Annotated in this window: 20 protein-coding genes; 6 read left to right on the plus strand and 14 right to left on the minus strand. The window is 63.4% G+C overall.

Annotated features, from left to right (window positions below; genetic code table 11):
* Entirely contained in the window at positions 1-846 is an 846-nt protein-coding gene (locus tag AC1RUK_RS01655) for an EamA family transporter (protein ID WP_481837037.1), read from the plus strand.
* On the opposite strand, the gene AC1RUK_RS01660 is transcribed toward AC1RUK_RS01655, so the two are convergent.
* The 14 genes from AC1RUK_RS01660 to AC1RUK_RS01725 all read right to left on the minus strand — a co-directional run bounded on the left by AC1RUK_RS01660 (position 843) and on the right by AC1RUK_RS01725 (position 16,900).
* On the minus strand, positions 843-2,060 hold the full coding sequence (locus AC1RUK_RS01660) for an MFS transporter (RefSeq protein ID WP_481837036.1): 1,218 nt from the start codon (positions 2,058-2,060) through the stop codon (positions 843-845). The two genes, AC1RUK_RS01655 and AC1RUK_RS01660, sit on opposite strands and share 4 nt — an antisense overlap.
* A 187-nt stretch (positions 2,061-2,247) precedes the next feature.
* Positions 2,248-2,556, minus strand: coding sequence for a Dabb family protein (locus AC1RUK_RS01665; protein WP_481837035.1), 309 nt, complete (start codon positions 2,554-2,556; stop codon positions 2,248-2,250).
* 16 nt (positions 2,557-2,572) lie between these two features.
* Positions 2,573-4,201, minus strand: coding sequence for a GMC family oxidoreductase (locus AC1RUK_RS01670; RefSeq protein ID WP_481837034.1), 1,629 nt, complete (start codon positions 4,199-4,201; stop codon positions 2,573-2,575).
* A 12-nt stretch (positions 4,202-4,213) separates the two neighbouring features.
* Complete coding sequence (locus AC1RUK_RS01675; RefSeq protein WP_481837033.1) at positions 4,214-4,975, minus strand: 3-ketoacyl-ACP reductase; 762 nt, start codon at positions 4,973-4,975, stop codon at positions 4,214-4,216.
* Positions 4,972-6,480, minus strand: coding sequence for a GMC oxidoreductase (locus tag AC1RUK_RS01680; RefSeq protein ID WP_481837032.1), 1,509 nt, complete (start codon positions 6,478-6,480; stop codon positions 4,972-4,974). Before AC1RUK_RS01680 ends, AC1RUK_RS01675 begins: the two co-directional genes overlap by 4 nt.
* Positions 6,481-6,485: 5 nt before the next feature.
* Positions 6,486-7,601, minus strand: coding sequence for an ABC transporter ATP-binding protein (locus tag AC1RUK_RS01685; protein ID WP_481837031.1), 1,116 nt, complete (start codon positions 7,599-7,601; stop codon positions 6,486-6,488).
* A gap of 4 nt (positions 7,602-7,605) precedes the next feature.
* Positions 7,606-8,550, minus strand: a complete 945-nt coding sequence (locus AC1RUK_RS01690) for a carbohydrate ABC transporter permease (RefSeq protein ID WP_006199492.1) — start codon at positions 8,548-8,550, stop codon at positions 7,606-7,608.
* Positions 8,547-9,506, minus strand: coding sequence for a carbohydrate ABC transporter permease (locus AC1RUK_RS01695; RefSeq protein ID WP_006199491.1), 960 nt, complete (start codon positions 9,504-9,506; stop codon positions 8,547-8,549). Before AC1RUK_RS01695 ends, AC1RUK_RS01690 begins: the two co-directional genes overlap by 4 nt.
* 130 nt (positions 9,507-9,636) lie before the next feature.
* Positions 9,637-10,890: an ABC transporter substrate-binding protein gene (locus AC1RUK_RS01700; RefSeq protein WP_436173387.1), complete on the minus strand. Its 1,254-nt coding sequence runs from the start codon at positions 10,888-10,890 to the stop codon at positions 9,637-9,639.
* Between the two features lie 58 nt (positions 10,891-10,948).
* Positions 10,949-12,460: an aldehyde dehydrogenase family protein gene (locus tag AC1RUK_RS01705; protein WP_481837030.1), complete on the minus strand. Its 1,512-nt coding sequence runs from the start codon at positions 12,458-12,460 to the stop codon at positions 10,949-10,951.
* A gap of 16 nt (positions 12,461-12,476) precedes the next feature.
* Positions 12,477-13,253 (minus strand): enoyl-CoA hydratase/isomerase family protein, encoded by a 777-nt coding sequence (locus AC1RUK_RS01710; RefSeq protein WP_481837029.1) that lies wholly within the window; start codon positions 13,251-13,253, stop codon positions 12,477-12,479.
* Positions 13,246-14,847, minus strand: a complete 1,602-nt coding sequence (locus AC1RUK_RS01715; protein ID WP_481840171.1) for an acyl CoA:acetate/3-ketoacid CoA transferase — start codon at positions 14,845-14,847, stop codon at positions 13,246-13,248. Before AC1RUK_RS01715 ends, AC1RUK_RS01710 begins: the two co-directional genes overlap by 8 nt.
* The gene (locus AC1RUK_RS01720) at positions 14,844-15,860 is read right to left on the minus strand and encodes a Gfo/Idh/MocA family protein (RefSeq protein ID WP_481837028.1); all 1,017 of its coding nucleotides are present in this window, start codon (positions 15,858-15,860) and stop codon (positions 14,844-14,846) included. The genes AC1RUK_RS01715 and AC1RUK_RS01720 overlap by 4 nt, the downstream gene beginning before the upstream one ends.
* Positions 15,857-16,900, minus strand: a complete 1,044-nt coding sequence (locus AC1RUK_RS01725) for a LacI family DNA-binding transcriptional regulator (RefSeq protein WP_481837027.1) — start codon at positions 16,898-16,900, stop codon at positions 15,857-15,859. The genes AC1RUK_RS01720 and AC1RUK_RS01725 overlap by 4 nt, the downstream gene beginning before the upstream one ends.
* 241 nt (positions 16,901-17,141) lie before the next feature.
* Here AC1RUK_RS01725 and AC1RUK_RS01730 point away from each other — a divergent pair, with 241 nt between their 5' ends.
* From AC1RUK_RS01730 to AC1RUK_RS01750, 5 genes are all read left to right on the plus strand, one after another.
* A complete protein-coding gene (locus AC1RUK_RS01730) occupies positions 17,142-18,296 on the plus strand; it encodes a dihydrodipicolinate synthase family protein (protein ID WP_481837026.1) in 1,155 nt (384 codons plus the stop codon).
* A 96-nt stretch (positions 18,297-18,392) separates the two neighbouring features.
* Positions 18,393-19,463, plus strand: a complete 1,071-nt coding sequence (gene gmd, locus AC1RUK_RS01735) for a GDP-mannose 4,6-dehydratase (RefSeq protein WP_481837025.1) — start codon at positions 18,393-18,395, stop codon at positions 19,461-19,463.
* 9 nt (positions 19,464-19,472) lie between these two features.
* The gene (gene fcl, locus AC1RUK_RS01740; RefSeq protein WP_481837024.1) at positions 19,473-20,435 is read left to right on the plus strand and encodes a GDP-L-fucose synthase; all 963 of its coding nucleotides are present in this window, start codon (positions 19,473-19,475) and stop codon (positions 20,433-20,435) included.
* Complete coding sequence (locus AC1RUK_RS01745) at positions 20,380-21,861, plus strand: O-fucosyltransferase family protein (protein ID WP_481837023.1); 1,482 nt, start codon at positions 20,380-20,382, stop codon at positions 21,859-21,861. The genes fcl and AC1RUK_RS01745 overlap by 56 nt, the downstream gene beginning before the upstream one ends.
* A 229-nt stretch (positions 21,862-22,090) precedes the next feature.
* Positions 22,091-22,297, plus strand: a complete 207-nt coding sequence (locus tag AC1RUK_RS01750; protein WP_481837022.1) for a hypothetical protein — start codon at positions 22,091-22,093, stop codon at positions 22,295-22,297.
* Positions 22,298-22,463: the final 166 nt, after the last annotated feature.

Raw genomic sequence — 22,463 nt, forward strand, 5'->3', positions numbered from 1 at the left:
ATGACCTTGTTCGTCTTCTTCGCGGTGCTTGCCGCCGCCGCCCTGCACGCGATCTGGAACGCGCTGGTCAAGGTGCATCTCGACCGCTTCCTGTCGATCACGCTGATGACGCTCGGCATGGGCGCGGCGGCATTGGTGGTGCTGCCTTTCGTCGAGGTGCCCAGGGCCGAAGTGTGGCCCTACATCATCGCCTCGGTGATCTTCCACATGGGCTACCGGACCTTCCTCATCGGCGCCTACAGGGCCGGCGATTTTGCCCAGACCTATCCGCTGGCACGCGGCGCCGCGCCGCTACTCGCCGCACTCGGCGGCATGGTGGTGGTCAAGGAGGTGCCGGCGCCGCTTGCCATCCTCGGCATCGTGCTGCTGTCGGCCGGCACGCTGGTGATGTCGTTTCGCGGCGGTGCGCATCTGGAGCGGCTCAATCTGCGCGCGGTGGGTTTTGCGCTCGGCACATCGATCTTCATCGCCAGCTACACGCTGTCGGACGGCAGTGGCGCACGGCTGGCCGCCACCGCACAGAGCTATGCCGCCTGGCTGTTCATCTGCGACGCTTTTGGAGCGTTGGTGCTGTGCCTCATCTTTCGTGGCCGCCGGGCGTTGCCGGTGCTGGCGCGCGACTGGAAGGCAGGACTTTTCACCGGCGTGCTCAGCGGTGCCGCCTACTGGATCGTCATGTGGGCGATGACCAAGGCGCCGATCGCCTCGGTGGCCTCGCTGCGCGAGACCTCGATCCTGTTTGCGATGCTGATCTCGGTCTTCGCGCTGGGCGAGAAGATGACGGGCTGGCGCGGCGCCGCCGCGCTCAGCATCGTCGCCGGTGTCGTCGCGCTCAGGCTTGGTTAGCCAAGCACCGTCATCACCTGCCCACGCCGCTCCGGGCTGAAGCGGATGACGACGATGATGCAGACCGCGACCGCGCCCGCGAAAAGCGCCAGCGCATAGCCGTAGCTGCCGCCGGGACCTTCCGCTAGCCCTGCCTGATAAGGGCCGCCATAGGACGCCGCGAGATTGCCGGCCTGGTAGATGAAGCCGGGCAAGGTCGCCCGCACGGCGCCGGGCGAAAGCTCGTTGAGGTGCACCGGGATGACGCCCCAGGCGCCCTGCACCGCGACCTGCATGACGAAGGCGCCGATGGCCAGCATGAAGGGCGTGGTGCTGTAGGCACACAGCGGAATCGACGGCAAGGCGATCAGGCATGCCAGGGTGATCGCGTTGACGCGGCCGATCTTCTCGGACAGCGCGCCGAACGCCAGGCCGCCGACGATGGCGCCGATATTGGCGACGATGGTGATCCAGCTCACCGTGTGCGGGTCGAAGCCGTGCTGCTTCTTCAGGAAGGTCGGGTAGAGATCCTGCGTGCCGTGGCTGAAGAAGTTGAAGAACATCATCAGCACCACCGCATAGAGGGCGACGCCCCAGTGCTTCTGCAGCGTTTCGAGAAGCCCCGGCCTGGCCTGCTGCCGAGCCTCGACGAAGGCCGGCGATTCCGGCACATGCGAGCGGATGAACAGGACGATCAGCGCCGGCACGAAGCTGAGCAGGAACATGGCCCGCCAGCCGATCGTATAGCCACCGACCGTCTGCTGATAGAGCAAGCCATAGACCACCGCTGCCAGCAGGTAGCCGGCCGGATAGCCGCACTGCAAAATCCCCGAGACCATGCCGCGCGCGCTGGGCGGAATGGACTCCATGGCGAGCGAACTGCCCAGCCCCCATTCACCGCCCATGGCGATGCCGAACAAGGCGCGCAACGCCAGGAATATGCCGAGATTGGGCGAGAAGGCGGCCAGTGCGCCGATCACCGAATAGCTGACGATGTTGAGCATAAGGATGGGCTTGCGGCCATATTTGTCGGCAAGCATGCCGAAGAAGAATGCGCCGATGAAGCGCGTCGCCAGTGTCAGGAACAGCGCCTTGGAAACCGCCGGCACGTCAGCGTGGAATTCAGTTGCAATATCCGTGAGCAGGAATGTCAGAAGGAAGAAATCAAAGGCGTCGAGCGTCCAGCCCAGAAATGACGCCAGCACGGTTTTCTTCTGCTGCGAATTAAGGGGCAAATTGTTCCTCCTTCCATCTTCACGGATGCGAGGAACTATCGGCCAGTTTGCGTAAGGCCGGTGGTCACTTTTTCGCGCGGCTCATGTGATCGAACGCCGCCTGGAATGACAGGAAGGCGCGACGAGACCCGCATTGGTGACCGGTGTCAGCCGTCGGCCGGTTTGGCACGCGGCCTGAGAATTGGTTCTAGATTTCCAGATCGAAGACCATCAGGCCATCCGTGCCGCGTTCGAGCGCCGCGACCAGCCGGGCGCCGGCGCGCTGATGCGACTCGTGCACCAGATAGGCGTCGCGGCAGGCGGCGTCACGGAAGTCGATGGTAAAGCCGTGCGAGAAGCCGCGTGCAAAAGGTTCGGGGCTGACATTGGCGCTGAATTTTACCACGTCCATGCCATCGATCGCCCAGCGCAGCGCTTCGAGATCGGCGTGGATCGCCGCGCGCTCGGCGTCGGCGACATCGCTGCGGAATTTGACGAAGACGCAGTGCCTGATCATTCTTTTATCCCTTCGACTACGCCGCGCGGTTTCCTGAGAAAACAGCCGGTGCCAGCGGCTCGCGGCCGAGGATCAGGTCGGCGCCTTTTTCGCCAACCATGATGGTCGGCGCATTGGTGTTGGAGGAGGGCACGCGTGGCATCACCGAGGCGTCGCAGACGCGCAAGCCGTCGATGCCGCGCAGCCTGAGGTCGGGTGTCACCACGGCCATGTCGTCATGGCCCATGCGGCAGGTGCCGACCGGATGATGATCGGTCTTGGACATGCGGCAGGCATAGTCGAACAGGTCGTCGTCGCTTTGCAGGGTAGGGCCGGGCAGCACCTCGCGCAGCACGTAAGGTTGAAGCGCCTTCTGGCGCATGATCTCGCGTGCCAGCCTCAGGCCTTTGATCGACATGTCGCGATCGTAGGGATCGGACCAGTAGTTCGGGTCGATCAGCGGGTGGTCGGCCGAATCGGCGCTCTTCAGCCGCACCGTGCCGCGCGAGCGCGGGCGCAGGAAGGCCGAGTTCAGCGTCACGCCGGGGTTCCTGAGCTTCTCGACGCCGGCCTCGATGCCGGAGCCGAGGCCGAGGTGGAACTGGATGTCGGGCGAGGCGGCGGTCGGGTCGGCGTACCAGAAGCCGCCGGTCTCGAACAGGCTGGAGGCCACCGGGCCTTTCTTCAGCAGCAAATATTGCAGGCCGGCCCACGCCGTGCGGTGCAGCTTGGCGTAGTTGTCGTAGGTGTGGTCGCCGGTGCATTCGGCGATGACGAACAGGTCGAGGTGGTCCTGCATGTTGGAGCCGACGCCAGGCAAATCATGCACCGGCGTCACGCCCACCGACTTCAGGTGATCGGCCGGGCCGATGCCCGACTGCATCAGAAGCTTGGGCGAGCCGATGGCACCGGAGGAGACGATCACCTCGCGGCCGGCGCGCAGGATTGTCTTTTCGCCGCCGGGCCTGTCGACGATCTCGACGCCGATGGCACGGCCCTTCTCGACGACGATGCGCGTCACCAGCACATCGGTCCTGACCGTCAGGTTCTTGCGGGCGCGGATCGGCTTCAGATAGGCGACCGAGGCGGATGAGCGCCGCGCATCCTTCTGGGTCAGCTGGTAGTAGCCGACGCCTTCCTGGCTGATGCCGTTGAAATCCGGATTGAAGGGGATGCCCATCTCCTGGCCGGCGCGGAAATAGGCCTCGCAGATCGGCAGCGGCGAAATCGGGTTGGACACGCCGAGCGGGCCCTGGTCGCCATGAAAGTCGTTGGCATAGCGCTGGTTGTTCTCGGCCCGCTTGAAATAGGGCAGCACATCGCGATAGCCCCAACCGGCAAGGCCTTCTTCCTTCTCCCAGGCGTCATAGTCGCGGGCGTTGCCGCGCGTGTAAATCTGGGCGTTGATGGAGGAGCCGCCGCCGACCACCTTGGCCTGCGTGTACCAGAAGACGCGGTCCTTCATGTTTCTCTGCGGCACGGTCGACCAGCCCCAGGAGGCGATGCCCTTGGTCATCTTGGCGAAGCCCGCCGGCATGTGGATCAGCGGATGCCAGTCCTTGCCACCTGCTTCCAGCAGCAGAACCGAATTCGCCGGATCCTCGCTCAGCCGGTTGGCCAGAACGCAACCGGCCGGGCCGGCGCCAACGATGATGTAGTCGGTCATGGTCTCATCCGTTCAGAGCCTCGGCACCGACAGCGCGCCGTCGACATTGATGATCGAGCCGGTGGAAAAGCTGAGCCTACCGCCGGCAAGTGCGGCCACCACGGCGCCGATGTCACCTGCCTCGCCCCAGCGTTTTGCCGGCACCAGCCCGCCGTCGATTAGCTTGTCGTATTTGGCGGCGACGCCTGCTGTCATGTCGGTACGGATGATGCCGGGCCGCAGCTCGAACACGCCGATGTTTTCGGCAGCGAGCCGCAGCGCCAGATTCTTCACCCACATCGAAAGCCCAGCTTTGGAGATGCAGTAGTCGGAACGTTCCGGCGAGGCCATCTCGGCGCTGACCGAGGTGATGGTGATGATCGATTTCGGATGGCCGCCAGGTGACGCCAGCATCGCCTTGGCAATGGCCTGGCTGAGGAAGACGGTGCCGCGCAGATTGATGCCGAGCGCGCGGTCGAAATTCTCCGACTTCAGCTCCAGCAGGTCGCCGCGTACCACGGCGCCGATACCGGCATTGTTGACCAGGCAGTCGATGCGGCCGAAGGCGCGCTTCGCAACATCGACGACCGTGGCGTGAGCAGAAAGGTCGGCGATGTCGCAGCGGACATAGGCGAACTTCGCGCCACGCGCGGCGATGTTGGCGGTAAGCCCTTCGTCGGCCTCTTCGGCGAGGTCGGCAACGAGGATGTCGAATCCGGCATCGGCAAGCGCTTCGGCGCAGGCCAGCCCAATGCCGCGCGCGCCGCCGGTGACGATGGCCGCCGGGCGGGTCATGCGGCGAGATCCGTCTTGCGGATATGGTCGGCGACGCGCAGTGCCTGGGCGGCGATCGACAGCGCGGGGTTAACCGCTGCCGAGTTGGGCAGGAAGCCGGCGTCGACGACGAACAGATTCCGGTGGTCGAAGGCGCGGCAGAACGGATCGAGCGGCGATGTCGTGGGGTCGTCCCCCATCTTCACGGTGCCGCATTGATGCGACGGGGTGCGCTTGTCGAAGGGACGAGACAGGATGATCGGATAGCCGCAGGCGCGGAAGTTTTCGCGCATCACCTTGGTCAGGCCTTCCAGCGACTGCATGTTGGAGCGCCGCCATTGCATGACGATGTCCTTGCCGTCGACCATGATGCGGCTTTCGGGATCGGGCAGATCCTCGCACATCAGGTACCAGTCGACGGCGTGGCCGGCCATGAAGTCCAGCGCGAATTTCGGCGCCAGTTTCACGTTCGCCCTGAGCATGTTGCCGTCGATCTTGCCGAGAAGCTGGACGTTGCCGAGCGGCTTGCCGCCCTTGCCGTCGGACAGATAGTAGTCGTTCAGCATCAGCGTCTTTTGGTAGACGGATGTATTCCGGCGGCGCGGATCGATCGCCAGCATCGCGCTCGAATTGTGGTTCATGAAGTTGCGGCCGACCTGGTCGGAAGAGTTCGCGAGACCCTTGCCGCCTCCCTTGCCATTGGGCGAGCGCAGCAGGATGACGGCGGAATTGACCGCGCCGGCCGACAGGATGACCAGCTTCGGCGAAACTTTCTTCAGCGTCCCGTTCTGGCGGAAGTGGACAGCGGCGATGGTTTTGCCATCAGCCGAGGCTTCAAGATATTCGACGTAAGCGCCGGTCTCGAGCCGGACGGTGGTGTCCGTCAGTGCCGCCGTCAGCGGGCCTGATTGCGCGTCGATCTTGCCCTGGCCGGTGTTGGGGAAAGCGTCCCAGCCCGTCTTGCCGTCCTTCAGCCAGGCGTCAATGTCGACACCGAGCGGCAGCGAGGCGGGATGCAGGCCGAGGTTCTTGAGTTCGGCGCGGGCGCGGGCGATCGGCGCCTCGTCGGGCACCGGCTTGAAGGCGTAAGGGATCGAGTGGAAGGGCTCGGTCGGATCCTCGCCCAGCGTGCCGCGCACGCGAAACAGCTGTTCGGCTTTCGAATACCAGGGCTCGAATTCCTCGTAGGAAAATGGCCAGGCGGGCGAGACGCCGCCGAAATGCTCCATGGCGGAAAAATCTTCCTTGCGGTAGCGGATCAGCACCGCGCCATAGAATTTCGAATTGCCGCCGACATAGTAGTAGTTGCCCGGATTGAAGGCAGCACCGCCGGCTTCGCGCCACATCTCCTTCGGCCGGTAGTGGCCGTCGACGAAGATGGCGCGGGTGTCGCGCGTCTCGGGCGTCGCCGGGAGCTTCTCGCCGCGCTCCAGCATCAGGATCGAAGCGCCGCTGCCGGCAAGGCCGGAGGCGATCGTGGCGCCGCCAATGCCGGAGCCGATGATGACGATATCCGGGTTTGCCATGGCCGTCAGAGAATGCGCTTCTCGGTCGCCGGATCGAAGAACACTGCCTTGGTCAGGTTGAAGGCGAGGGGCGTCACCGTGCCTGGCTGGATGTTGGCATCGGCGCGCAGCCGCGCCACCACGGCCTTGCCACCCAGATTGGTGACGGCGAAGGTATCGGAGCCGGCCGGCTCGATCACCTCGATATGGCAATCGGCGGTGGCGATGTTCGAGGCATTGCGCTCGGCGCCTTCCGGATCGGTCAGCGCTTCCGGGCGAACGCCGAAGATGATCGGCTTGTCCCGGAAAGCCGAGAGGCCCGCCGGCGCATTGGCCATCGATAGCGAGATCGGCTCGCGCCCGTCGCGTTGCAAGACCACTGACAAACCAGAGCCATTGCCGCCGATCGTCGCCGGGACCAGGTTCATGGCCGGCGAACCCATGAAGTCGGCGACGAAGATGTTGGTCGGGTTGTTGTAGATCTCGGCCGGGGTGCCGAACTGCTGCACCTCGCCGTCGCGCATCACGGCGATCTTGGTGGCCAGCGTCATCGCCTCGATCTGGTCGTGGGTGACGTAGACGATCGTCGTGCCGGTGGTGGCGTGCAGGCGCTTGATCTCGATGCGCATGTCGACGCGCAGCTTGGCGTCGAGGTTGGAGAGCGGCTCGTCGAACAGGAACAGTTTCGGGTCGCGCACCAGCGCCCGGCCCATGGCGACGCGCTGGCGCTGGCCGCCGGAAAGCTGGCTCGGCTTGCGCTGCAGGAGATGGCCGATCTGCAAGACCTTGCCCACCTTGTCGATCGCCTTCTGGCGTTCATCGGCCGGCACGCCGCGCATCTCCATGCCGAAGGAGATGTTCCCGGCCACCGTCATGTTCGGATAGAGCGCATAGCTCTGGAACACCATGGCGATGTCGCGCTTGGACGGGTGGAGATCGTTGATCGCCCGGCCGTCGACGCGGATCTCGCCCTCGGTAATGTTTTCCAGCCCGGCGATGGTGTTGAGCAGCGTGGACTTGCCGCAACCCGACGGTCCGACCAGCACCAGGAAGCCGCCCTTTTCGAGCTCGACATTGATGCCCTTCAGGATCTCGACCGTCCCGAAACGCTTCCTCAGCCCATCAATTTCCAGAAAAGCCATCAGATTATCCTTTGACCGCGCCGGCCATCAGCCCGCGCACGAAATAGCGGCCGGCGACGACGTAGACGAGAAGGGTGGGAAGGGCGGCGATCATCGCCGCCGCCATGTTGACATTGTATTCGACGACGCCGGTCGAGGTGTTGACGACGTTGTTCAGCGCCACCGTCATCGGCATGGCGTCACCGGTGCCGGCGTAAGCCGAGGCGAACAGGAAGTCGTTCCAGATGTTGGTGAACTGGTAGATGACGGTGACGACGAAGATCGGCATCGAGTTCGGCAGCATGATGCGCCGGAAGATCTGGAAGAAGGAGGCGCCGTCGACCTGCGCCGCCTTGATCAGTTCGGTCGGGAAGGCCTCGTAATAGTTGCGGAAGAACAGCGTGGTGAAACCGAGACCGTAGACGACGTGGACGAAGACGAGATTGACCGTCGGGTTGCCGAGCCCAAACGAGAACCCGGTCGAATTCTGCAACGTCACGCCGAAACGGCCGAGGCTGCCGAGGATCGTCGCCATCGGCAGCAGCACCGACTGGAACGGGATAAAGCAGGCAAACAGCATCAGCCCGAAGACCAGCGTGTGGCCGCGGAAGCGCCACTTGGTCAGCACGTAGCCGTTGAGGGCGCCGAGCAGAGTCGAGATCAGCACCGCCGGAACCACCATCTTGATGGAGTTCCAGAAGTAACCCTTGATGCCGGCACAGGTCAGGCCGACGCAGGTCTCGCCCCAGGCCTTGAACCACGGCTCAAGAGTTGGCGACTGCGGCAGCGCCAGCATGTTGCCGTTCTGGATCTCGTCCATGGTCTTGAACGAGGTCACCAGCATGACGAAAAGCGGCATCAGGTAGAACAGCGCGAACAGCGCCAGCAGCCCGTAGATGACGATGCGGTTGACGGTCCTGGCGCTGATGCCGGTGCTGGCCTCGCGGGCAGGTGAGGTGACGGCGCTCATCGCGGTCTCTCCCTGAGCTCGGAATAGAGATAGGGCACGATGATCGCGGTGATGGTCATCAGCATGATCACGGCGCTGGCCGAGCCGACCGCCATCTCGTTGCGCTTGAAGGTGAACTCATACATGAAATTCGACGGCAGCCAGGCCGAACCACCCGGCCCGCCGCTGGTCAGCGCCACCACCAGATCGTAGGACTTGATGGCGAGGTGCGCGAGCACGATGAAGGCCGACAGGAACACCGGCCGCAGAAGCGGAATGACGATGCGGCGATAGAGCTGGAAGGTGGTGGCGCCGTCGATCTGCGCCGCCTTCATGATCTCGCCGTCGATGCCGCGCAGGCCGGCCAGGAACATCGCCATGATGAAGCCGGAAGCCTGCCAGACGCCGGCGATGACCACCGTGTAGATGACGAAATCCTTGTTCTTGATCCAGTCGAAATGGAAGCTCGTCCAGCCCCACTGGTGCAGCGTCTGCTCGAGGCCGAGGCCGGGATCGAGGAACCATTTCCAGGCGACGCCGGTGACGATGAAGGACAGCGCCATTGGGTAAAGATAGATCGGCCGCAAGACGCCTTCGCCGCGTATCTTCTGGTCGAGCAGGATGGCCAGGAACAAGCCGAGCGCCAGGCAGATGAAGATGTAGAGAAAACCGAAAATGCCCATATTGGTGATCGAGGTGTACCAGCTCGATGGCGGGTCGCTCTCGAAGGTCCAGCGCCACAGCCGCTGATAGGCGCGCGGCCCGGTGATGGCGTAGGACGGGAAGGTCTTGGAGTTGGTGAAGGACAGATAGATAGTCCACAGGATGAAGCCGTAGACGAAGATGACAGTGGCGGCAAAGCTCGGCGCGAGCACGATCTTCGGCAGCGCGTCCTGCAGCCGCGAGCGGACGGAAGCGCTGGGGCGCGCATTGTGCTCCGGCGTCAGCTTGATCTTGGTTTCGGCAACCGTGCTCATTGGATCATCCAGTACCGGTTCGTGCGGAGGCTTGCCGGCGCCCGAATGCGCCGATCAAAGCAGCCTCAAACCCTGCGTCGGGGGATCTTCCCCGCTTGCGCGGGGAAGATCCTTTCAAGTGGCAAATGCCTTACTTGGCGTCGTCGATCGCCTTGACCAGCTCGGTCACGGCCTCGTCCGAGGTCTTGATCTGACCGTGGACAAACTTCGAAACGACGTCCTTGTAGGCATTGGCGACAGCCGGCGGTGCGCCATAGCCCTGGGCCAGCGAGCCGAACAGCGTGCCGCCGTCATTGGCAGCCTTCAGGTCGGCCATGCCCTTCTTGCCGCAAGCGTCGAAGTCGGTGTCAGGCACGTCGGTACGGGCCGGGACCGAACCCTTGACGACGTTGAAGGCCGACTGGAAGCTCTTCGACAGCGTGGCGGTGGCCAGCGCGACCTGGGCGGCCTTGCGGTCGTCCGGAACGTTGAACATGCCGAACATGTCGGAGTTGTAGATCACGCTGCCGTCGGTGCCCGGGAAGCGATAGCAGAGGAAGTCGGTGCCCGGAGTCTTTTTGGCAGCGTTGAACTCGCCCTTGGCCCAGTCGCCCATGACCTGAACCAGCGCATCGCCCTTTATGACCATGGCGGTGGCGAGGTTCCAGTCACGGCCCGAGAAGTTCGGGTCGACAAAGGTGACCAGCTTGGCGAGGTTGTCGAACGACTTCTTCATCGTGTCGGACTTCAGCGATTCTTCGTCGAGATCGTTGAAGGCCTTCTTGTAGAACTCAGGTCCGCCGGTCGACAGCACGACCGAGTCGAACATGGTGGCTTCCTGCCAGTTCTGGCCGCCGAGCGCGAGCGGGATGACGCCCGCCGCCTTGGCCTTGTCGAGCAATGCCACGAAGTCGTCGAAGGTCTTCGGCTCGGTGCCGCCGATCTTGTCCATCACCGCCTTGTTGATCCACAGCCAGTTGACCGAATGGACGTTGACCGGAGCCGCGACCCACTTGCCATCATAGACCGAGAATTTCTGCAGGGCGGCCGGAACCGACTTGTCCCAACCTTCCTTCTTCGCGGTCTCGGTGAGGTCGCCCATGACGCCGGCGGCAGCATAGTCGAGCACGGTGTAGCCGAGCATCTGCGAGGCGGTCGGGTAATTGCCGGCCGCGACCATCGCCTTCAGCGCGGTCATGGCAGCGTCGCCGCCACCACCGGCCACCGGCACGTCCTTCCAAGCAAAGCCTTCCTTGGACAGATCCTCCTTGAGGACGTTCAGAGCAGCCGCTTCGCCGCCCGACGTCCACCAATGCAGCATCTGCACTTCCTTGACGTCCTCGGCATGCGCCGAGAACACAAAGCTCGACGCAAGAGCCGTTCCGATAAGCAGTTTGCGCAACATGTACTTCCTCCCTTGTTGCATACACATAACCGGCGGATGTCCGCCGGGGTCTCCCAACTCAGCCGACCCACCATCCGGTGCGCTGGCCGCGATGAAACTGGATTGTCTTTTCCTCGGTATAGTCCTCGACGGCGCGTTTGCCGAGTTCGCGTCCGAGACCGGACTGCTTGTAGCCGCCGAAAGGCAGTTCGGGATAACCTTCCATGAACGTGTTCACCCAAACGGTCCCCGAACGCACATTCCGCGCCACCGACATGCAGGTGTCGATGCTGGCACTCCACACGCCTGCCGACAAACCATAGGGCGTGTTGTTGGCGATGTGCAACGCCTTTTCAATCGATTCAAAAGTCAGCACGGAAAGCACCGGGCCGAACACTTCTTCGCGCGCGATCGCCATGTCTTCGGTGACGCCGCGAATGATGGTCGGGTCGAGGTATTGGCCGGCATTGGACGCCAGCTGCTTGCCTCCGCTGTAGACGCTGCTGCCTTCGCCTGCTGCCGCCGTTACATAGCCGGCTACCTTGGTGAGATGGTCGGACGAGATCATCGCACCAACCTTGGTGCGGTCATCAAGCGGATCGCCGACGGTCACCTTGGCGGTGAGCGCTTTGACCGCCAAGAGGAAGTCATCGGCGATCGCCTCATGCACGATCAGCCGGCTGCCGGCGTTGCAGCATTCGCCGGCGTTGAAGAAGCCGCCGAACACCGCTGCGTCGGCGGCCGCCTCGAGGTCGGCATCCGGGAAGACGATCTGGCCGTTCTTGCCGCCAAGCTCCATCGACACTTTCTTCAGCGAGTTGGCCGCCGAGGCCATGGTCATCTTGCCGACGCGGGTGGAGCCGGTGAACGACACCATCTCGACCAGCGGATGGCTGACCATCGGCGCGCCGACATCGGCGCCGAGGCCGGCAAGGATGTTGACGACGCCATTTGGCAGGCCGGCCTGCATCAGGATATCGCCGAGCACGAAAGTCGAGGCCGAGGTCATCTCGCTCGGCTTGACCACCGCCGTGCAGCCGGCAGCGAGCGCGAAAGGCAGCTTCTGGCTGACGATGAGGAAGGGGAAATTCCACGGCGTGATGATCGAGACCACGCCGATTGGCTCACGCAGCACCACGCCCAGCATGGCATCGCCGAGATTGGCGTAGCTCTCGCCATGCAGCGTGCGGGCGAGCGAGGCGGCATAGCGCCAGATGTCGACGGCGCCACCGATCTCGCCGCGCGCCTGGGCGATCGGCTTGCCGGATTCCAGCGCGTCGAGCCGGGCGATGTTTTCCAGTTGGGCTTCGATCAGGTCGGCGGCCTTGAGCAGGATCGCGGCGCGCTCGGAAGCCTTCATACGCGGCCATGGGCCGGTCTCGAAAGCCTTGTGCGCGGCGATCACCGCCGCCTCGACCTCGGCCTCGCCGGCCTGCGCATAGTGCGAAACGGTGAAGCCATGGCCGGGGCTCTTGCGCTCAAGCGTGCGGCCGTCGCGAGCGTCGACATGCTTGCCGTCGATCAGCAGCCGATAGGCCTTCGGTGCTGCGGATGCCTCGGCGGGCATGGCGATGTTGAGGGGCGCGTTCATAGGATTCCACTCTTGTCTAGGATCGCGAAAAGGCTGGCTTCTGCTTGGTCTTGAAGGCGCCGACGCCGGCCTTGAGGTCGCCGGTCAGGGCGATGAAGCCGCTGGCCAGAGCCTCCGTTGCGGCAGCGCTTTCCTCGCCCTCGGCAACCGCGATCATCAGCTTGGCGGCTTCAGTCGCCAGCGGCCCGCGCTCGGCGATTTTTTGCGCCCAGGCCGTCGCTTCGGCGAACGCCTTGCCGGTCTCGACCACCCGGTCAACGATGCAGAGAGCCAGCGCCTCCGAGGCGACAAAAACCTCGCCGCCGAGCGCCATGCGGCGCACCGTCTGCGCACCGAAGCGGCGCACAGCGCGTTGCGTGCCGGACCAGCCGGGAACGACGCCGATCGAGGTTTCCGGAAAGCCCAATTTCACCTGTGTTTCGGCGACGCGGAAGTCGCAGGCCGCGGCCAGTTCCAAGCCGCCGCCCAGCGCGTGACCGGACAGCACGGCGATGGTCGGCTGCCTGAGCCGCGCCAGCCGGTCAAAGACGCGGTGACCATAGCGCACCCATTGCACCTGGAAATCGGCGGCGCTCATGGCAGCCCAAGCCTCGACATCGCCGCCGGCACAAAAGCCCTTGCCTTCGCCGCGCAACAGTACGACGCGGACGCCGTCGTCCATCTCCGCCTCGTCGAGCGCTGTTTCCAGAGCCCGCAGCATCGGGATGTCGAGCGCGTTGAATTTCTCAGGCCGGCGCAGCGTGACGATGCCAATCGCGCCGTCGGTTTCGAATGTAACGAGACGCTCAGCCATGCGCGCCTCCGAGCGAGGCACCGCCATTCAGCGACAGGCCGATCGGCCGATCCTGATAGAGCGCCTCCGGTGTCACCTTGAGGTCGTTGGCGACGCCGAGCGGGATCTCGGCCTGCGCCAGCACATCGCGTTCCAGATCGATGCCGGGCGCGAGCTCCGTCACCATCAACCCGTCCGGTGTCAGCTTCATCACGCAGCGCTCGGTGACATAGGTGATGTCCTGTCCCTGCGCGACCGCGCGCTTTCCCGAGAACGAGATGTGCTCGACCTCGCCGACCACCTTCTTGACCTTGCCCTCCTGGTCGATGCGGATGCCGCCATCGGCCAGCGAGAGTTTGGCCCCGGCATTGAAGAAGCCGGAGAAGACGATTTTTTTCGCGCGCGCGGTGATGTCCACAAAACCGCCGGCGCCGGCGGTGACATGCGGCCTTGCCGAGAGCTTCGACACGTTGACCGAGCCGTGGCGGTCGATCTGCAGGAAGGACAGCAGCGAGGCATCGAAGCCGCCCGCCTGGAAATAGATGAACTGGTGCGGTGAGGGCATGATCGCCTCGGCGTTGGAGGCGCAGCCGAACTTGAAGTCGAGCAGCGGCACACCGCCGACCGCGCCCTGTTCGATCACCCAGGTGACCTTGCCGTGCTGGCCTTCCTCGAGAAGGATGCGCGGCACATTGGCCGAGATGCCGAAGCCGATGTTGACGGCCATGCCGTCGCGCAACTCCATGGCGACGCGGCGCGCAATCACCTTCTGCACGTTCATCTCGGCATTGCGGAAGGTCGACAGCGGCCGGAAGATCTCGCCGGAGATCGCCGGGTCGTAAGGCGTCAGCGTCGTCTGCAACTGATCGGGCGCGACGACGATGTGGTCGACCAGCACACCGGGCACGCGCACGTCATGCGGCTTCAGCGTGCCGTTCTCGACGACGCGCTTGACCTGCGCGATGACGATGCCGCCATTGTTGCGGGCGGCCAGCGCCTGTTCGAGGCCGCCGAGATAGGCGCCCTCATGCTCGTAGGTGAGGTTGCCGCGTTCGTCGGCCGTGGTGGCGCGGATGATCGAGACCTGCGGGACGATCGAGCGGAAATAGAGCCATTCCTCGCCGTCGAACTGCTGCACCGAAACGATCGGCTCGCTGGCGGCGGCGTTCATGGCGCAGCCCTGGTGGCGCGGGTCGGCGAAGGTGTCGAGGCCGACCTTGGTCAGCACGCCCGGACGCTTGGCGGCGGCCTCGCGGTGCATGTCGAACAATATGCCTGACGGCACATTGTAGGCGGCGACTGAATTGTCGCCGATCATCTTCCAGATCTGCGGCGGCTCGGACGACGACGGTCCTGATGGATAGGAGCCGCAGAGCGTGCGCTTCAGCAGGCCGGGCTTGGCCAGATGGTCGATGCCCTTGATGCCGTACATGTCGCCGGCGGCGATCGGGTGCAGCGTGGTGATGTTCCTCGGATGCCCCTCTGCGTCGAAGCGCTCGCCAATGGCGGCAAGCACCGCGTCTGGGCAGCCGAGGCCGCTCGACGACGAGACGGAAACGACCATGCCGTCCTCGATCAGGCTGGCGGCCTGCGCGGCGGAAACGACCTTGCTCACGCGGCGCTCCCAAGTTTCGGGTCGATTGCGACCGCCTTGGCTGATTTCGCGGACTGAAGTGCTGCCTCGGCCGACGTCAGCGACCAGACGCCGTCTTCACCCGTCGCGGATGGCTGGCCCTCGCCACGGATGGCGGCATGGAACTGGCGCAGCGACCTCGTGTAGAGATCCTCGCGGTCGAAGCTCAATTCTTCCTCGCCCTTTGCGGTGCGCAGCAGCACCGACCCAACCGGCTTCTGCGTCATCACGTTGCTGGCGAAGAGCGAGCCTTCCGAACCATGCACCTCAAAGCCGGTGCCGGCGAATTTGGTCGTGAAGCCCTCATGCGATTGGGCAATGACGCCCGATTTGAAGCGCCAGATGCACATCGCGCCGTCCTCCAGCCCGCCACCGGCCATGCCAGCGCTCTGGGTGAAGGCCGAAATCTCGACCGGATCGTCGCTCAGCACGAAGCGAAGCGTGTCGGCGTCGTGCACGGTGATGTCGAGCACCACGCCGCCGCCCGCCTCGGGCTTGCTGATGCGCCAGCCCTGCAGGTTCTCGGGCAGGTAGACCGAGTGAAAAACGCGCGCGGCGACCGGCTTGCCGATGCGGCCGGCGGCGATCGCCTCGCGCATGGCGCGATGCGCGCCGGCATTGCGCAGATGGTGGTTGGTGCCGAGCACGACGCCGGCAGCCTTGGCGGCGGCGACCATCTTGCGCGCAGCGGCGCTGGTCAGCGCCAGCGGCTTCTCGCACAGCACATGCTTGCCCGCCTTGATGGCGGCCAGTGCCTGTTCGAGATGCAATTCGTTGGTGGTCGAGATGTAGACGGCATCGACACCGGAACCGAGCAGCGCATCCAGTGTCGAGACGGCGTGCGGAATGTTGTTTTCCCGGGCGTAAGAAGCGCCGCGCTCCTGGTTGGAGCTCATCACGGCAGCGATCTCGCCATCGGTCTGCGCGCGGATGGCGCCGATCATGAATTGCTTCGCGATCGTGCTGGCGCCGATCAGACCCCATCTGACGCTCATGCCGCGTCTCCCAGTCCTGTGCGGCGATCGGGACCGCAGCTGTCCCTGACCACCAGATTGACCGCGCCGATATGGTCCTCGGCGCGCGTGGTGCGCGACTGGATCATCTTCAGCATGACATGGGCGGCACGCTCGCCGAGGCCCGCCGAGTCCACTGCGACGCTGGTCAGCGCCGGCATGTAATGCTCGGCCTCGGCCACGTCGTCGAAGCCGACGACGGCAAAATCCGCGCCCGGCTCAAGCCCGCGCTTGCGCAGCGCCAGCATGGCGCCGAAGGCGACCGCGTCGTTGAAGCAGAGCGCCGCCGTCGGCGGCTCGGCCATCGCAAGGGCTGTCTCCATACAGGCGATGCCGCCCTTGCGGCTGGTCTCGCCTTCGAAGATCAGCCTGTCGCTCGTCGCAATGCCGAGCGTCTCGCAGGCCTCACGGAAACCGCCCAATCGTTCGTGATAGACCACCAGGTCGGAGGAGCCGCCGAAGAAGGCCAGCCGGCGATGGCCCTTGCCGATCAGATGGGCGGTGGCGAGCCAAGCGCCGCGATGATTGTCGGGCGCGATCACAGGGATGCGGCTTTCAGGCAAGCGGCGCATGGCGAAGACGACCGGCAGGCCTGCCGTCTCCAGGCGGCGGAAGGCGCCCGGCGTCGTGCCGCGGGCCGGCGACACGATCAGCCCGGCGACGCCCTGTTCCATCAGCGATTTCAGCACTTCCTCCTGGCGCACCGGGTTCTCCGCCGTGTTGGCGATGAAGGGCACGATGCCGGCCGACTGGAAGACACGCTCCATGCCGACCGCCAGTTCGGCGAAAAACGGATTGGTGAGATCGTTGATGACCATGCCGATGACATTGGAGTGGGCCTTGCGCAGATTGGCGGCGCCGCGGTTGTAGACATAGCCGACATCCTCGATCGCCTTGCGCACTTTGACCGCGGTTTCAGGCCGGATCAGCCCACTGCCCTGGAGCACGAGCGACACCGTCGATTTGGACACGCCCGCCTCGCGGGCAATGTCGAGTATCGTCGCCTTGGCCCGGCTGGCCATCCAGATGCGTCCTCCCGGTGTTTTTGGTTGAATTTATTGGAACGTTCTAATCACTGCCGAGAATGGGAGTCAATCTGGATTTTTCTCGAATGCAAAAAATTGATCGACCGCGCTGAAAAATCTTTCCTCACAAGGGTTCCTGTGTTGCGATGCAGCATCCGGTCGCTCTGGGTATGAGAATCATAAAGGTTCTTGATTTATTGGAACGTTCCATTTATAGGCGCGACAAAGGGAGAGTTTCATGGACATCACCTTGCCCGAAGAGGGCGGTCGCCACTCTGGCTATCGGCTGGTCGGCCAGCCGGTGCAGCCGGTGGCCGGCGCGCGGTTTTCGCGCATCGCCTATGCCGCCGCCCATGTCGTGGCAGATCCTCTGGCCATGACCGATCCGTGGTCGCGACCCGTTGTCGATTGGGACAAGACGATGGCGTTTCGTCATCATCTGTGGGTGCTCGGCTTCCGCATCGCCGAGGCGATGGACACCTCGCAGCGCGGCATGGGCTTCGACTGGGCAAGCGCGAAGGAATTGATCCGCCGTTCGATCGCCGAGGCGTGCACCGTCGAGGGCGCCGACCTCGCTTCCGGCGCCGGTACCGACCATCTGGCGCCATCCGCCGCCAGGAGCCTCGATGATGTCATCGCGGCCTATGAGGAACAGTTCGGTTTCATCGAAGGTGAGGGCGGCAAGGCGATCATGATGGCCAGCCGGGCGCTGGCGGCTGTCGCCAAGGGGCCCGACGACTATGCCCAGGTCTACGACCGCATTCTTGGCCAGGCCTCCGGCAAGGTCATCCTGCACTGGCTGGGCGACATGTTCGACCCGGCGCTCAAGGGGTATTGGGGCAGCAATGATTTCGAGATGGCGCTCGACACGGTCGTCGCCATTATCGAACGCCATGCAAACAAGGTCGAAGGGATAAAAATCTCTCTGCTCGATGCCGACAAGGAGGTGGCGCTCCGGAACCGGCTGCCCGAGGGCGTTGTCATGCTCACCGGCGACGATTTCAACTATCCCGAACTGATCGCCGGCGACGGCCAGAGACATTCGCACGCGCTGCTCGGCATTTTCGACGCTATCGCACCGGTCGCCAACGCGGCGCTGGCCAAACTGGCCGACGGCGATCGGGCTAGCTACGACGCGCTGATGGCGCCGACCGTGCCGCTGTCGCGAAAAATTTTCGAGGCGCCGACCGAATACTACAAGGCCGGCATCGTCTTCATGGCCTGGCTCAATGGCCACCAGGACCATTTCTCGATGATCGGCGGCATGCAGTCGGCGCGCGGCATCCTTCACTATGCCGGTGTCTTCCGGCTCGCCGATCAGGCCGGATTGCTGGCCGATCCGGAGCTTGCCGTCGCCAGGATGAAGCACCTCTGCGCCGTCGTCGGCGTCTGAGCGCGCCGGCTTCGTCTCTGCCTCGGGCCGATGTTCGGATTTGCCTTGCTTGGGCAAATCTGTATTCGGTATGGCCCATGGGAGGGACAGCAGGGCATGGCCGACAAAGTAGCTTTGATCACCGGCGTGACCGGCCAGGACGGCGCCTATCTGGCACAGTTGCTGCTGCAGAAGGGCTATGTTGTGCATGGCGTCAAACGCCGTTCTTCTTCCTTCAATACCGACCGCGTCGATGACATCTATGTCGATCCGCATGAGCGCGGCGCCCGTTTCTTTCTGCACTATGGCGATCTCACCGACTCGACCAACCTGATCCGCCTGGTGCAGGAGACGAAGCCGAGCGAAATCTACAACCTTGGCGCCCAGAGCCATGTCCAGGTGAGTTTCGAGACGCCGGAATATACCGGCAATGCCGATGCGCTCGGCACGCTCAGGCTGCTGGAGGCTATCCGCATCCTTGGCCTCGAAAAGTCGGTGCGTTTCTATCAGGCGTCGACATCGGAGCTATACGGCAAGGCTGCCGAGACCCCGCAAAGCGAGACCACGCCCTTCTATCCGCGCTCGCCCTATGCGGCGGCCAAGCTCTACGCCTACTGGATCACGGTCAACTACCGCGAGGCCTACGGCATGTTTGCCGCCAACGGCATCCTGTTCAACCATGAGAGTCCGACACGCGGAGAAACCTTCGTCACCCGCAAGATCACGCGCGCCGTCGCCGCGATCCATCGCGGGCTGCAGGACACGCTCTATCTCGGCAATATCGACGCCAGACGCGATTGGGGCCATGCGCGCGACTATGTCGAAGGCATGTGGCGCATCCTGCAGCATAGCGAGGCCGACGACTTCGTGCTGGCGACCGGCGAAACGCACTCCGTGCGAGAGTTCGCCGAACTGGCCTTCGCCGAGACCGGACGGACCATTCGCTGGCAAGGCCAAGGTGTCGATGAAGTCGGAGCGGATGCCGGTTCGGGCGCCGTTCTGGTGCGCATCGACCCGCGCTATTTCAGGCCGACGGAGGTCGAGACACTTGTCGGCGACGCATCCAAGGCGAGAGCCAAGCTTGGCTGGTCGCACACAATTGGCTTCAATGCGCTGGTTGCCGAAATGGTGCAGGCCGACCTGGTGCGTTCGGTCGACGACATCCGGCGCAACAGCCACCAGACATAGGATACAGCGATGACTTTCGAGCTTCGGGGAAAGCGGGTTTTTGTCGCCGGGCATCGCGGCATGGTCGGCTCGGCAATCGTGCGCCGGCTGGCAAGCGAGGATTGCGAAGTTTTGATCGTGCCGCGTGAGCAGCTCGATCTTCTCGACCAGGCCGGCGTGCGGCGCTGGATGGCCGATCACAGGCCGGACGCGGTGGTGATGGCCGCGGCCAAGGTCGGCGGCATCCTGGCCAATGACAGGTTTCCGGTCGATTTCCTGTACGAAAATCTCGTCGTGCAGACCAATGTCATTGAGGCTGCCTATCAGAACGGAGTGGAGAAGCTCCTGTTTCTCGGCTCGTCCTGCATCTATCCGAAGCACGCGCCGCAGCCGATCCCGGAAGAGGCATTGCTGACCGGCCCGCTCGAGCCGACCAATGAATGGTATGCAGTCGCCAAGATCGCCGGGCTGAAACTGTGCCAGGCCTACCGTCGCCAGTATGGTGTCAATTACATTTCGGCGATGCCGACCAATCTTTACGGTCCGGGCGATAATTTCGACCTCTCCAGCAGCCACGTCGTGCCGGCGTTGATGCGCAAGGCCTATGAAGCCAAGCGCAACGGCGGCAAGACCTTGGAGATCTGGGGATCAGGCACGCCGATGCGTGAGTTCCTGCATGTCGATGACGCCGCCAACGCCCTGGTCTGGCTGCTGAAGAATTATGCCGGAGACAGCCATGTCAATGTCGGTTCGGGAGAGGACATCAGCATTGCGGATCTGGCCCGCACCGTCGTATCCGTCGTCGGCGCAGAGGCGGCGATTGCATTCGACCCGACGAAGCCGGACGGCACGCCGCGCAAGCTGATGGATGTGTCGCGCCTGTTTGCCACGGGCTGGCGTCCGGCCTACTCGCTTCGCACTGGATTGGAACAGACCTATGCGTGGTTTCTCCAGCATGTTGAGAAAGGTGATGTCCGCCTCGGCGCGACCTGAACCTCGATCGACGCTGATTGCCGCGACGAGAGATGACGGTCTGGGTGGCCGTCTCCTGGCCATGGTCAATGCAAAGTCGCTGGCCGATGCGCTTGGCTACCGCTTCGGTTTCACCTGGAACGACAAGGCTATCGTGGACAAGACGTTCCACATTGTCGATGTGGTCGAGGCGATATTCTCTCGCGAGTTCATCGAGAGACATTGGCTGGGCAGAAAAATCAAGGCAGCCGATTTTGGCGTTCTCGACAACCGGGCATTCACGCGCTCCAGCCTGGATATCTCCACACGGCGGGGAAATTACCAGGGCTGGATCTGCAACGAGTTCAACGTCTGGAAATCCTTCCACGGCGAGGGGGCCGATCGTGTCCGGAGATCCGAAACGCTGCGGGCATTCGGGTTCTCCCAAAGCGTAAAACAGGCGATCGGCGCGGCCGACAAGAGCCCTTTTCCCGGTCCTGTGGTCGCTTTGCATCTTCGCAGCGGCGACATCGTCCGCGGCAAATTTCGCGTAAGGCTGGACTTTGGCGACAAGGTGATCCCTTCGACGCTTGCCAAGGCGATCGTGTCGAAACTCTCGTCGCAGGGTTTGACGACCCTTTTGATCGGGCAGGATCGCCCCACGCTCGAATATCTGAAATCGGAAACCGGAGCCTTGCTGACCGACGATTTTGGGGCCGATGAATTCACGGATCAAACCCTCAAGGCGTTTTTTGAAATGGCGCTCATGGCACGCTGCCAGCAGATCTATGCGGGCAGCAGCGTCTTTGCGACGATCGCTTCGGTGATGGGTGACGTCCCGTGCGACAAGCCGAAGACCTTGTTCAGCAAGCGACGGGCAGCCGACATCATCCTGGATGAGTTGAAGTCTCACCAGGCGGACTACCATCCGCTCGAAGCCGCCTTCGGCTATCAAGCGGCGTTTCTGTCTTTGGAAGACAAGGTCAGCCCTCGGCAAGCGAGGGAAATCCTGGAGAAGGCTCGCGAGCTTGATCCGGAGAACGACGTCTACGCGCTGAAGATCGCAGCCGCTTATTTTCGCGAAAGGGACTATTCCTCGGGTGAGGCAGTTCTGAAATCCGTGATGATCAGCCAGTTCCGCGGCTCTGCCGATATGCCGCTGCAAATGATGCGGATTCTGACCGGCTGGACGTGGCGAGGCCATGTCATGTCCAAGGATTTTGAACGGTTCTTCGCGGCCGCGAAGGCGGGTTATCCCCATGCCGCTGCATGCTCGGCGCATATTTTCCAGGACGCATTGAAGGATGCGGAATCTGCATCGAAAATGGCCGCCCTAGCGCTTGCGGCCGAACCAGGGAATGAGATCTTCAAGAAAATCGGGCGGCAATTAGGACCGCTCACGACAGGGAAATCCGGCGCGCTGTCGAAGCTGCGATCGCGGCTCTGGAAAGCCGGTCTGAGAATCTGACTGTTTGTTTTGCGCAATTCCGGACGGAAAGCCGCTACGCACTTTTCCTGGAATTGCTTGGGCCTTTCTCCACATCCAGAACGGAGCGATGCCGCCGGCTATATCGATGCACCAGTCCGCTCGTGCATCGGGAAGAGTTTCGCTGACTATTTTCAGTTCCTTTGAACCAACCCATCGCGGCACGCGACCAAGCGCTGCGTAACAACGTGGTTCATCAAGGAGAACGCCCATGTATATTCGATCAAGAAACGTCTTGCTTGCCGCCATTGCCGTCTCGGTGCTGGCGGGCTGTCAGACGACGGCGCCAAGAGATTGCGACAAGACAAAGCCTGGCGTCACCCACAATGCCAAATGCTGCGGCATCGGCGACGCGCCTTGCAAGGAAGGCAAGAACGGCGGCAAGCACGACAACAGACCCGATCCGCGACCGCAGTGAAGTAGGGGAATACGAGAGAAAGGGAATAGGACGAGCGGCGGCAATTGCCCTACGGCCCTATTGCCTTACTCCCCACCGGGACGGGCCTCAGGTGTGGCGAGATGCGATAGGGCTTGTCTGGATGGTGGGCGTGACAGGGATTGAACCTGTCGTACCCAGAACGCAT

Source organism: Mesorhizobium monacense (assembly GCF_056781675.1).